Here is an 11979-nt window from a genome sequence, read left to right as displayed (position 1 = left end):
TCTCCCGCCACGCCCACCGGGTCGACCCGCGCGTTCGCGACCATCGTGTCACCGCCGCGGTGAAACGGGGTCGCATGGGCCTGCGGGTGGCGGCGGGGCGCCTCGGCCGGACCGGATCCGGGAGACGCCGGCGGGTCGGCCACGGTGGCCGGACGGGACTGTCCCGCCCGGCCGCGCCCCGGCTTCAGCACGCGCAGCTGACGGAGCCCACCGGCCCGGTGAGCGGGTCGGGTTCGCGCTGCTCGGTACCGGTCGCGCTCTCGACCGGGAAGCCTTCCCGGATCCAGTACTCGATGCCTCCGATCATCTCCTTGACCCGGTAGCCCAGTTGCGCGAGTGCGAGCGCCGAACGGGTCGCCCCGTCGCAGCCGGGCCCCCAGCAGTAGGTGACCACGGGAACCGCGGGGTCCAGCAGCTGTGCGGCCCGGGCGGGGATCTCGGCGGTGGGCAGGTGCACCGCTCCGGGCACACGGCCCTGCCGCCAGCCGGCGATCGCCCGCGAGTCGACCAGGACGAAGCCGGGGTCGCCGGATCGCAGCGAGGCGTGGACGTCGGAGACGTCGGCCTGGACGGCGAGACGGGCGGCGAAGAAGGCGGCGGCCTCGCCGGGGGCCGCGGGCGGGACGCGCATCGCCGCACTGGTGAGAGGGGTGTCTGTCATGGGCAGAACGCTAGGGTTCGCGCACCCGTGCCGGAATGCGCGATCCACGGCACTTGACGTCGTCGACCGTGGATACCGTGCTGTTGGCGCCAGATGACCGGCGATCCCTTGGTGACGGTGCGGGGGCACGCGACCGGACCTCGGGCGTAGAACCGCGACAGGCTCTGCAGCACGGCCGCGGGCTTCGCGCCGCCGTCGATCTCGATGGTGCCGTCGACCGCGATCTGCGCCCCGCCCGGCACCTCCTCCACCGAGGCGAGCCGCGCGGCCAGCCGGATGCGGGAGCCGGCCTTCACCGGCGCGGGGAAACGGACCTTGTTCAGGCCGTAGTTGGCCTTCGTGGACACGCCCCGCACGTCCAGCAGGCCGGTGAACAGCGGGATGAAGAGGGACAGGGTGAGGCACCCGTGCGCGATCGGCGCGCCGAAGGGACCCTCCTTGGCGCGTTCGGGGTCGACGTGGATCCACTGGTGGTCGCCGGTGGCGTCGGCGAAGGTGTCGATCCGCTCCTGGGTGACCTCGATCCACTCGCTGGTGCCGAGGTCGGCGCCGGCGAGCTTCCTCAGTTCGCCGAGGCCGTTGACCGTGATGCTCATGCGCGGCCTTTCAGGTGTTCGGGGTTCCGTAGCGCCCGCGCACCCGGGACTTGAGGAGCTTTCCGGAGGCGGTGCGCGGGAGTCCGTCGGTGATCACCACCGACGTGGGGATCTTGTACTTGGCGAGCCGCCCGGCCAGCGAGGCGAGCACCTCGTCCGGGTCCAGGGGCACGCCCTCGTGGGGGACGACGACCGCGCGGGGCACCTCGCCCCAGGTGCCGTCGGGGACGCCGATGACCGCGCACTCCGCGATGCCGGGGTGGGCGAGCAGCAGGTCCTCGATCTCGGCGGGGTAGACGTTCTCGCCACCGGAGATGATCATGTCCTTGATGCGGTCGACGACGTACACGTAGCCGTCCTCGTCGACGCGGGCCGCGTCGCCGCTGCGGAACCAGCCGTCGGCGAAGCAGGCGGCCGTCTCCTCGGGCAGTCCCCAGTAGCCGGCCATGACGTGCGGCCCGCGCACCACGACCTCGCCGGTCTCGCCGGCGCCGACCGGGGTGGTGGCGGCCCCGGTACGCGGCCCCGCCGGGGAGGTCGTCGCGGCGGTGTCGGTCGTCGTACCCCACGAGACCGCCGAGGTGGCGATCCTGGCCCCGGCCGTCCGCCTGGCGGCCCGCGGCATCTCCCGAGCCCTGGGCTGGCGACCCGGCCGACCGGGACGATGAGCGGCGGCGGGGCGCATCGGGGAGGACCGTCCGCTCCGCCGTCGGCCACCGCGCAACCGAACACCGCTCGCACACCGTCCTCCACCTACATGATCACGCCGCTGCCGCCCGGCCTCCCGGCCGCCTGGACCCGCCAGTTGCTCGACTTCGCGTGGAACCAGACCCGCGCCTGCGCGTTCGCCGTCGCCCTGCTCTCCGGGGTGGCGGCCTCGACCCTGCTGCCACGGCTGCCCGTGGCCCGGTACGACCTGCTCCTGGTCTACGGCGTCCTGCTGACGCTGCTGTTCTGGGTGCGGGGCTGGGAGGACGGGCGGGACGTCGCGGTCGTCTCGGCCTGCCACGTCATCGGCCTGGCCTTCGAGTTGGTGAAGGTGTCGCTCGGCTCCTGGAGCTATCCGGAGCCGGCCGTGCTGAAGTTCGCGGGCGTGCCCTTGTACGGCGGCTTCCTGTACGCGGCGGTGGGCAGTTACGTCTGCCGGGCCTGGCGGCTGTTCGATCTGGAACTGGTCCGCTACCGGCCGCGGGCGACCGCGGTGGTGGCCGCCGCCGTCTACGTCAACTTCTTCAGCCACCACTGGCTGCCCGACGCCCGCCTGCCGCTCGCCGTACTCCTGCTGGCCGTCACGGCGGGCACCTCCGTGCGCTACACCGTGCGGGGGGTGCGCCGCCGGATGCCGCTGTCGCTGTCCTTCACGCTGATCGGCTTCTTCCTGTGGCTGGCGGAGAACCTCGCCACCTACCTGGGAGCCTGGCGGTACCCGTACCAGCTGCACGGCTGGCAGCCCGTGGGCGTCGCCAAGTTCGGCGCCTGGGCGCTGCTCATCAGCGTCACCTTCGTCCTCGCGGCGATCGGCCGGACGAGACCGTCGCAGCCGTGAACCGAGGTCTGGTCTGCGCCGGTTCGAGCGGCTTCATGGAGTGAACCCCCCTACACACAGGACACTCCCCTTGTTTCAAGTCTTGACGAAAGCCGGTGCCGGAGAGCACATTGAGGCCACTCCTGAGAGCGCTCTCTCCGCTTTCGAGGAGCCCCGCACACCCCCACTCCGTACCGAGAGGCCTCCCCATGAGCGCATCCAGCGCATCCTCCGGCATACCCAGACCCCGCGCGTTCCGGCGCGCGCTGCTCGCCGTCGTCGCCACGCTCGGCCTGGCCGTGACCGCCGCGACCGCCGCGACCGGGTCCGCGAACGCGTCGGCGCCCACGCCCCCGTCCGGCTGGACCCAGGTGTTCGCGGACGACTTCGACGGCCCGGCCGGCTCCGGCGTCAACACCGCCAACTGGCAGTACGACACGGGCACGTCGTACCCCGGCGGAGCCGCCAACTGGGGCACCGGCGAGGTCGAAAGGATGACGTCCAGCACCAGCAACGTCTCGCTCGACGGCAACGGCAACCTGCGCATCACCCCGCTGCGGAGCGGCACCAGTTGGACCTCCGGGCGCATCGAGACGACTCGCACCGACTTCCAGCCCCCGGCCGGCGGCAAGCTGCGCGTCCAGGCCCGCATCCAGATGCCGAACGTCACCGGCACGGCCGCCGAGGGCTACTGGCCCGCGTTCTGGATGCTGGGCGCGCCGTTCCGCGGCAACTACCAGAACTGGCCCGGCGTCGGCGAGCTGGACATCATGGAGAACGTCCAGGGTCTGAACAAGACCTGGGCTACCATGCACTGCGGCACCAACCCGGGCGGCCCGTGCAACGAGACCTCCGGCATCGGCAACTCCACCGCCTGCCCGGGCAGCACCTGCCAGTCGGCGTTCCACACCTACGCCATGGAGTGGGACCGCTCGGTGAGCCCCGAGGCGATCCGCTTCTACGTCGACGGCGTCAACTACCACACCGTCACCGCCAACCAGATGGACGCCACCACCTGGGCCAACGCCACCAACCACGGGTTCTTCGTCATCCTCAACGTGGCCATGGGCGGCGGCTTCCCCGACGCCTTCGGCGGCGGCCTGGACGGCGACACCGAGCCCGGCCACCCGATGGTCGTCGACTACGTCCAGGTGCTGCAGTCGGGCGGCGGGGGCGGGACCACCACCCCCCCGCCCTCCGGCAACCGGGACGCCTACAGCGCCATCCAGGCCGAGTCCTACGACAGCCAGTCCGGCGTCCAGACGGAGGCCACCACGGACACCGGCGGCGGGCAGGACATCGGCTACGTCTCGAACGGGGACTGGGCGCTGTACAAGGGCGTCGACTTCGGCTCCACGGCGGCCACCCAGTTCGACGCCCGGGTGGCGAGCGGGGCCGCGAGCGGGGTCAGCGGGCTGGTCGAGGTACGCCTGGACAGCCGGAGCAACGCGCCCGTCGGGAGCTTCGCGGTGGGCAACACCGGCGGCTGGCAGTCCTGGCGGACGGTCCCGGCCAACATCAGCGCGGTGACCGGCACGCACGACGTGTACCTGACGTTCTCCAGCGGCCAGCCGGCCGACTTCGTGAACGTGAACTGGTTCGACTTCGCTCACTGACCGTCGCCGGCCGCCGTTCCGGGCGGGGCGTCAGCGCAGCTCCGCCCGGAACGCCACCGGCGTGAGACCGGTGTGCAACTGGAAGAACTTGGAGAAGTTCGCCGCGTCGGGGAAGCCCACGGCCACCCCGACGCGGCCTGTCGGCATGTCCGTGTGCGCGAGGAGGCGCTTGGCCTCCAGGACGACCCGTTTGTCGATGAATCCCTTCGGCGTCTCGCCGGTGGCCGCGCGGACGGCGCGGACGAGGGTGCGGCGGGAGTAACCGAGCGCGTCGGCATAGGCGCTGACGCTGTGCTGGGTGGCGAAGCCCCGCTCCACGGCGTCCCGGAAGCGGGTGAACGTGGTGTCCGTCTGCTGCCGGGACACCTCCGCGGAGCTGGCCGCGAGGTGGGCGAGGCGCAGTAGGAACGCGGTCAGGGTGTGCCGGAGCACGGCCGTGTGCAGGCTCAGCGGGAGGGTCGCGGTGTCCTCGTACTCGCGGCGCAGCTGCTCGAGCGCCGCCCGCAGCGCGGAGAGCTGGGCCGGGCCGGGGCGCAGCAGCGGGGGCAGGTCGTAGCGGTACAGGCCGGTGGCCTCGACGGTGGCGCGGGGCAGGAAGCCGGGCTGCATGGTCAGGACGGTTCCGCGGTACTCGCTGTCCCGGGAGTAGCGGTGGACCTGCCCGGGGCGGATCCACAGCAGGTCGCCGGCCGCGGCCTCGTACTCGGCGAAGTCGATCATGTGCCGTACGGGGCCGCCGGTGAACAGCATGACCACGTGGAAGTCGATGCGGTGGACACGGTGCAGGGGGGCCTCGGCGTGCCAGGTGCCGCCGGCGCCCATGGGGCCTATCTGCAGGCCGACGCCGCCGACGGCCAGCTCGACCGGAAAGGGGAAGGTTCTGATCCCGTCACCGTCGGCTTGCTGTGTTCTGTCCGTCATGTCCGCCTCGCGCCGTGCCTGTCGCGGGATCACTGTCCCAGATTCACCAGAGGCTGGCACACCCCCACCTTCCCCCGTAAAAGTCAGACTTTTAAGTTTGAACGCGTCCGACCAGCAATCACGCATGGAGCGAGGACTTCTTGAAGATGAGCACGCACACATCCGACGGCTTCGAGTGGACCGACCTGGACCGGCGTGCCGTGGACACGGCCCGGCTTCTCGCGGCCGACGCCGTGCAGAAGGTGGGCAACGGGCATCCGGGCACCGCGATGAGCCTGGCCCCCGCCGCGTACACGATCTTTCAGAAGGTGATGCGACACGACCCGGCCGACCCTGAGTGGACCGGCCGTGACCGCTTCGTGCTCTCCCCCGGCCACACCTCGCTGACGCTCTACACCCAGCTCTTCCTCGCCGGGTACGAGCTGGAGCTGGACGACCTGAAGGCGTTCCGGACGCACGGCTCCAAGACGCCGGGCCACCCCGAGTACGGGCACACCGCCGGCGTCGAGACCACCACCGGTCCGCTCGGCCAGGGTGTCGCCAACGCCGTCGGCATGGCGATGGCCGCCCGCTACGAGCGCGGCCTGTTCGACCCGGAGGCCGCTCCCGGCGAGTCCCCCTTCGACCACACCGTCTGGGCGATCGTCTCCGACGGCGACCTGGAGGAGGGCGTCTCCGCCGAGGCGTCCTCGATGGCCGGCCACCAGAAGCTCGGCAACCTGGTCTTCCTCTACGACGACAACCACATCTCCATCGAGGGCGACACCGCGACCGCCTTCTCCGAGGACGTGCTGAAGCGGTACGAGGCCTACGGCTGGCACACCCAGCGGATCGAGCCGACCGCCGACGGCGACGTCGACGCGTCCGCCCTGTACGACGCGCTCCTGGCCGCCCGGGCCGAGACCGGCCGGCCCTCGATCATCGCGATGCGCACGATCATCGCCTGGCCCGCCCCGAACGCGCGGAACACCGAGGCCGCCCACGGCTCCGCGCTCGGCGAGGACGAGATCGCCGCCACCAAGCGCCTCCTCGGCTTCGACCCGGAGAAGACCTTCGAGGTCCCCGACGAGGTCCTGAAGCACACCCGCCGGGCCCTGGACCGGGGCGCCGAGACGCACGCGGCCTGGGACAAGCGGATCGCCGAGTGGCGCGCCGCCCAGCCGGAGCGGGCGGCGCTGTTCGACCGTGTCAGCAAGGGCGAGCTGCCCCGGGGCTGGGAGGACGCCCTGCCGGTGTTCGAGGAGGGCAAGGCCGTCGCCACGCGTGCCGCCTCCGGCAAGGTGCTGCAGGCGCTCGGCGCGGTGATCCCCGAGCTGTGGGGCGGCTCGGCCGACCTCGCCGGGTCGAACAACACGACCATCGACAAGGACAGCTCCTTCCTCCCCGCGGGCAACCCGCTGCCGGAGGCCGACCCGTACGGCCGCACCGTCCACTTCGGCATCCGCGAGTTCTCGATGGCCGCCGAGATGAACGGCATCGCCCTGCACGGCAACACCCGGATCTACGGCGGCACCTTCCTCGTCTTCTCCGACTACATGCGCAACGCCGTGCGCATGGCTGCGCTCATGCAGCTGCCCGTGACGTACGTGTGGACGCACGACTCCGTCGGCCTCGGCGAGGACGGCCCCACCCACCAGCCGGTCGAGCACCTCGCCTCGCTGCGCGCCATCCCCGGCCTGAACGTCGTCCGCCCGGCGGACGCCAACGAGACCGCGATCGCGTGGGCCGAGATCCTGAGGAGGCACGCCACCGCCCCCGCCCCCCACGGGCTCGCGCTGACCCGCCAGGGCGTGCCGGTGTACGCGCCCGACCCGGACGCGGCCAAGGGCGGCTACGTCCTGTTCGAGTCCTCGACCGGGACCCCGGAGGTGATCCTCATCGCGACCGGTTCCGAGGTGCAGCTGGCCGTCGCCGCCCGGGAGCGGCTGGAGGCCGAGGGGATCGGCACGCGGGTGGTGTCGATGCCGTCCGTGGAGTGGTTCGAGGAGCAGCCCCGCTCCTACCGCGAGCGGGTGCTGCCGCCGGCCGTGAAGGCGCGCGTGGCCGTGGAGGCCGGGATCGGCCTGACCTGGCACCGGTTCGTCGGGGACGCGGGCCGGATCGTCTCCCTGGAGCACTTCGGTGCCTCCGCCGACGCGGCCACCCTCTTCGCCGAGTTCGGCTTCACCCCCGAGAACGTCGTCGCCGCCGCCCGCGCATCGCTGGCCGCCGCGCACGCCTGATACCGACGCGACAGGAAAGAAGATCACTGTGACCGAAGCAATCGCGACCCCGGGAGCCCTCAAGCGGCTGGCCGACGAGGGGGTGTCGGTCTGGCTCGACGACCTGTCGCGCAGCCGGATCGCCTCGGGTGACCTGGCCGCGCTGGTGGCGGACGGCGGTGTCGTCGGCGTCACCACCAACCCCTCGATCTTCCAGGCCGCCATCGGCTCCGGCGAGGGCTACGAGGAGCAGCTGACCGACCTCGCCGTGCGAGGCGTCACGGTCGACGAGGCCGTGCGGATGATGACGACCGCCGACGTGCGCGACGCCGCCGACGTCCTGCGCGAGGTGTACGACGCCACGGACGGCCGGGACGGCCGGGTCTCCATCGAGGTGGACCCGCGCCTGGCGCACGACGAGAAGGCGACGGTCGCCGAGGCCCGGCAGCTGGCCTGGCTGGTCGACCGCCCCAACGTGATGGTCAAGATCCCGGCCACCCTGGCGGGCCTGCCTGCGATCACCGAGGTCATCGGCCTCGGCATCAGCGTCAACGTGACGCTGATCTTCTCCCTGGAGCGCTACCGCGCGGTCATGGACGCCTACCTGGCCGGCCTGGAGAAGGCGAGGGAGCGGGGCCTGGACCTCTCCGCGATCCACTCCGTGGCGTCCTTCTTCGTGTCCCGCGTGGACGCCGAGGTCGACAAGCGGCTGACCGCCCTCGGCACCGACGAGGCCCTGTCGCTCAAGGGCCGCGCCGCCCTCGCCAACGCGCGCCTGGCCTACGAGGCGTACGAGGAGGTGTTCGGCTCTGCCGACGATTCGACACGGCCCTCCGGGCGCTGGAGCGCGCTGGAGAACGCGGGCGCGAACAAGCAGCGTCCGCTGTGGGCGTCCACCGGGGTGAAGGATCCCGCCTACAAGGACACGCTGTATGTGGACGAGCTGGTCGCCCCCGGCACCGTCAACACGATGCCGGAGGCGACCCTGCGGGCCGCCGCCGACCACGGTGACGTCACCGGCGACACGGTGACCGGCGGCTACGACCGGGCGCGCGCGGACCTTGCGGCCGTGGAGCGGCTCGGGATCTCCTACGACGAGGTCGTCCGGCAACTGGAGAACGAGGGCGTCGCCAAGTTCGAGGCGGCCTGGCAGGAACTGCTGGACGCGGTCGCGAAGTCCCTGGACAGCAAGGGAGTCGATGCGTGATGACGAGCAAGGATGCCGAACCGGCGACGCCTGCCGCCGAGGAGGTGCGGGTCCCGGCCGGACCGGCCGAGGCCTGGCTGAACCCGCTGCGGGACGCCCGCGACCGGCGGCTGCCCCGGATCGCGGGCCCGTCCGGCCTGGTGATCTTCGGGGTGACGGGCGACCTCTCCCGCAAGAAGCTGATGCCGGCCGTGTACGACCTGGCCAACCGCGGTCTGCTGCCGCCGGGCTTCTCGCTGGTGGGCTTCGCCCGCCGCGACTGGGAGGACCAGGACTTCGCGCAGGTCGTGCACGACGCGGTGCGCGAGCACTCCCGCACCCCGTTCCGCGAGGAGGTGTGGCAGCAGCTCGCCGAGGGCATGCGGTTCGTCCCCGGTGACTTCGACGACGACACGGCGTTCAAGCAGCTGAAGGACGCCGTCGAGGAGCTGGACGCCTCCCGCGGCACGGGCGGCAACTTCGCCTTCTACCTGTCGGTGCCGCCGAAGTTCTTCCCGAAGGTCGTGCAGCAGCTGAAGAAGCACGGCCTGGCCTCCGCGGCCGAGGGGTCCTGGCGGCGCGCGGTCATCGAGAAGCCGTTCGGCCGCGACCTGGCCAGCGCGACCGAGCTGAACAAGATCGTGCACGACGTGTTCGAGCCGGACCAGGTGTTCCGCATCGACCACTACCTCGGCAAGGAGACCGTCCAGAACATCCTGGCGCTGCGCTTCGCCAACCAGATGTACGAGCCGATCTGGAACCGGTCCTTCGTGGACCACGTGCAGATCACCATGGCCGAGGACATCGGCATCGGCGGCCGCGCCGGCTACTACGACGGCATCGGCGCCGCCCGCGACGTCATCCAGAACCACCTGCTGCAGCTGCTCGCGCTCACCGCCATGGAGGAGCCGATCGCGTTCGACGCGGAGGCGCTGCTCACCGAGAAGCTGAAGGTGCTGAAGTCGGTGCGGCTGCCGGAGGACCTCGGCCGGCACACCGTGCGCGGCCAGTACGCGGCCGGCTGGCAGGGCGGCGAGAAGGTGATCGGCTACCTCGAGGAGGAGGGCATCGACAAGAAGTCGAAGACCGACACCTACGCGGCCGTGAAGCTGGAGATCGACAACCGCCGCTGGGCGGGCGTCCCGTTCTACCTGCGCACCGGCAAGCGGCTGGGCCGCCGGGTCACCGAGATCGCGGTGGTCTTCCAGCGGGCCCCGCACTCCCCGTTCGACTCGGAGGCCACCGAGGAGCTGGGCCAGAACGCGATCGTCATACGGGTCCAGCCCGACGAGGGCATGACCGTCCGGTTCGGCTCCAAGGTGCCGGGCACGTCGATGGAGATCCGGGACGTGTCCATGGACTTCGCCTACGGCGAGTCGTTCACCGAGTCGAGCCCGGAGGCGTACGAGCGCCTCATCCTGGACGTGCTGCTCGGCGACGCCAACCTCTTCCCGCGTCACCAGGAAGTGGAGGAGTCCTGGCGGATCCTCGACCCGATCGAGCAGTACTGGACGGAGCACGGCAGGCCGGCCCAGTACGCGTCGGGCAGCTGGGGACCGGGGGAAGCCGACGAGATGCTCGCACGAGACGGACGGAGCTGGCGCAGGCCATGAAGATCGACCTGACCGACACCACGGCAAGCAAGATCAACAAGGCGCTCGTGCAGGGCCGCCGCGCCATCGGCACGCCGGCCGTGGGCATGGTCCTGACGATGGTCATCGTCACGGACGAGGAGAACGCCTACGACTCGCTCAAGGCCGCCGAGGAGGCCTCGCACGAGCACCCCTCGCGGACGCTGGTCGTCATCAAGCGGCAGGCCCGCACCCTGCGCGACCGCACCCACTCCCGGCTGGACGCCGAGGTCCGGGTCGGCTCCGAGGCCGGCACCGGCGAGACGGTCGTCCTGCGCACCTACGGCGAGGTGTCCGACCACGCCGACTCGGTGGTGCTGCCGCTGCTGCTGCCGGACGCCCCGGTGGTCGTGTGGTGGCCGGTGGTCGCCCCCGACGCCCCGGCCAAGGACCCGCTCGGCGCCCTCGCGCAGCGCCGCATCACCGACCTGTACGCCGCCGAGCGGCCCCTGGAGGTCCTCGACACCCGCATGCGCAACTACGCGCCCGGGGACACCGACCTGGCCTGGACCCGGCTGACCCTGTGGCGGTCGATGCTGGCCGCCGCCCTGGACCAGGCCCGCGAGAAGGTGACGTCGGCGGCCGTGGAGGCCGAGGCGGACAACCCCAGCGCCGAGCTGCTGGCACGCTGGCTGGGTGCCCGGCTGGGCGTCCCGGTGGACCGGGTGGTGACCGGCGGGCCGTTCGTCACGGCCGTACGGCTGGGCACCGAGCACGGCGAGATCGTCGTCGACCGGCCCGAAGGACCGCTGGCCACGCTGACCCTGCCCGGCCAGCCGCCGCGCACCCTCGCCCTGAAGGTCCGCCCCACCTCCGAACTCATCGCCGAGGAGCTGCGCCGCCTCGACGCCGACGAGATGTACGCCATCGCCCTCCAGGGCGAGGCCGCCAAGGAGAACGCCTGAGATGGCCCAGTCAGAGTTCCCGACCCTCACCCACCGGCCCGAGTGGACGGCCCTGGCCGACCACCGCGCCAAGGGAGCGCCGCAGCTGCGTGAGCTGTTCGCGTCCGACCCCGGCCGCGCCGAGCGGTACACCCTCCAGGTCGGCGACCTGTACATCGACTACAGCAAGCACCTGATCACGGACGAGACCCTCGCCCTGCTCCAGGAACTGGCCGCCGCGACCGATGTCTTCGGTCTGCGGGACGCGATGTTCCGCGGTGAGCGGATCAACGTCACCGAGGACCGGGCGGTCCTGCACACCGCGCTGCGCGCGCCGCGGGACGCGGTGGTCGAGGTCGACGGGGAGAACGTCGTTCCGAAGGTGCACGCGGTCCTGGAGAGGATGGCCGGCTTCGCCGAGCGGGTCCGCTCCGGCGAGTGGACCGGTCACACCGGCCGGCGGATCAAGAACGTGGTCAACATCGGCATCGGCGGCTCCGACCTCGGCCCGGCGATGGCGTACGAGGTGCTGCGCGGTTTCACCGACCGCGACCTCACCGTCCGCTTCGTCTCCAACGTGGACGGTGCCGACCTGCACGAGGCCACCCGGGACCTGGACCCGGCGGAGACGCTGTTCATCGTCGCCTCCAAGACGTTCACCACCATCGAAACCATCACCAACGCCACCTCGGCCCGCTCCTGGCTGCTGAAGGCCTTCCAGGGCGAGGAGAAGGCGGTCGCGAAGCACTTCGTGGCCC

The 11979-nt window shown here is 71.7% G+C and carries 9 protein-coding genes and 3 pseudogenes; 8 read left to right on the top strand and 4 right to left on the bottom strand.

All coding sequences use genetic code 11. The annotated features are described in order from the left end of the window. Positions 1-184 precede the first annotated feature (184 nt). The 3 genes and pseudogenes from AQJ66_RS32585 to AQJ66_RS32575 all read right to left on the bottom strand — a co-directional run. The gene (locus AQJ66_RS32585) at positions 185-661 is read right to left on the bottom strand and encodes a rhodanese-like domain-containing protein (protein WP_061929155.1); all 477 of its coding nucleotides are present in this window, start codon (positions 659-661) and stop codon (positions 185-187) included. A 143-nt stretch (positions 662-804) separates the two neighbouring features. Next, positions 805-1257, bottom strand: a pseudogene (locus AQJ66_RS32580) (MaoC family dehydratase); the annotation flags it as partial. Positions 1258-1267: 10 nt separating this feature from the next. Beyond that, a pseudogene (locus tag AQJ66_RS32575) lies at positions 1268-1756 on the bottom strand (AMP-binding enzyme); the annotation flags it as partial. A gap of 4 nt (positions 1757-1760) precedes the next feature. Here AQJ66_RS32575 and AQJ66_RS37955 point away from each other — a divergent pair. The 3 genes and pseudogenes from AQJ66_RS37955 to AQJ66_RS32565 all read left to right on the top strand — a co-directional run. Continuing rightward, positions 1761-1925, top strand: a pseudogene (locus tag AQJ66_RS37955) (IclR family transcriptional regulator); the annotation flags it as partial. 89 nt (positions 1926-2014) lie between these two features. Continuing rightward, entirely contained in the window at positions 2015-2803 is a 789-nt protein-coding gene (locus AQJ66_RS32570) for a DUF817 domain-containing protein (RefSeq protein ID WP_079060558.1), read from the top strand. Between the two features lie 188 nt (positions 2804-2991). Then, positions 2992-4398 carry a glycoside hydrolase family 16 protein gene (locus tag AQJ66_RS32565; RefSeq protein ID WP_061929151.1) on the top strand — a complete coding sequence of 469 codons (1407 nt, stop codon included), beginning with the start codon at positions 2992-2994 and terminating at the stop codon, positions 4396-4398. Between the two features lie 30 nt (positions 4399-4428). Here the strand turns inward: AQJ66_RS32565 and AQJ66_RS32560 are convergent, their stop codons facing one another. After that, positions 4429-5319: a helix-turn-helix domain-containing protein gene (locus AQJ66_RS32560; protein ID WP_061929149.1), complete on the bottom strand. Its 891-nt coding sequence runs from the start codon at positions 5317-5319 to the stop codon at positions 4429-4431. A gap of 146 nt (positions 5320-5465) precedes the next feature. Here AQJ66_RS32560 and tkt point away from each other — a divergent pair, with 146 nt between their 5' ends. The 5 genes from tkt to AQJ66_RS32535 form a co-directional block, all read left to right on the top strand. Then, positions 5466-7541 (top strand): transketolase, encoded by a 2076-nt coding sequence (gene tkt, locus AQJ66_RS32555; RefSeq protein WP_061929147.1) that lies wholly within the window; start codon positions 5466-5468, stop codon positions 7539-7541. Between the two features lie 28 nt (positions 7542-7569). Then, entirely contained in the window at positions 7570-8727 is a 1158-nt protein-coding gene (gene tal, locus AQJ66_RS32550; protein WP_061929145.1) for a transaldolase, read from the top strand. Then, complete coding sequence (gene zwf / locus AQJ66_RS32545; RefSeq protein WP_244163005.1) at positions 8727-10319, top strand: glucose-6-phosphate dehydrogenase; 1593 nt, start codon at positions 8727-8729, stop codon at positions 10317-10319. Before tal ends, zwf begins: the two co-directional genes overlap by 1 nt. Further along, positions 10316-11242 (top strand): glucose-6-phosphate dehydrogenase assembly protein OpcA, encoded by a 927-nt coding sequence (opcA, locus tag AQJ66_RS32540; RefSeq protein WP_061929142.1) that lies wholly within the window; start codon positions 10316-10318, stop codon positions 11240-11242. The genes zwf and opcA overlap by 4 nt, the downstream gene beginning before the upstream one ends. A gap of 1 nt (position 11243) precedes the next feature. Further along, on the top strand, positions 11244-11979 hold a 736-nt coding region (locus tag AQJ66_RS32535), incomplete at its 3' end, for a glucose-6-phosphate isomerase (RefSeq protein WP_482255554.1).

Source organism: Streptomyces bungoensis, from assembly GCF_001514215.1.
GTDB classification, from domain to species: Bacteria; Actinomycetota; Actinomycetes; order Streptomycetales; family Streptomycetaceae; genus Streptomyces; species Streptomyces bungoensis.
This window is presented reverse-complemented; position numbering and strand designations above follow the sequence as displayed.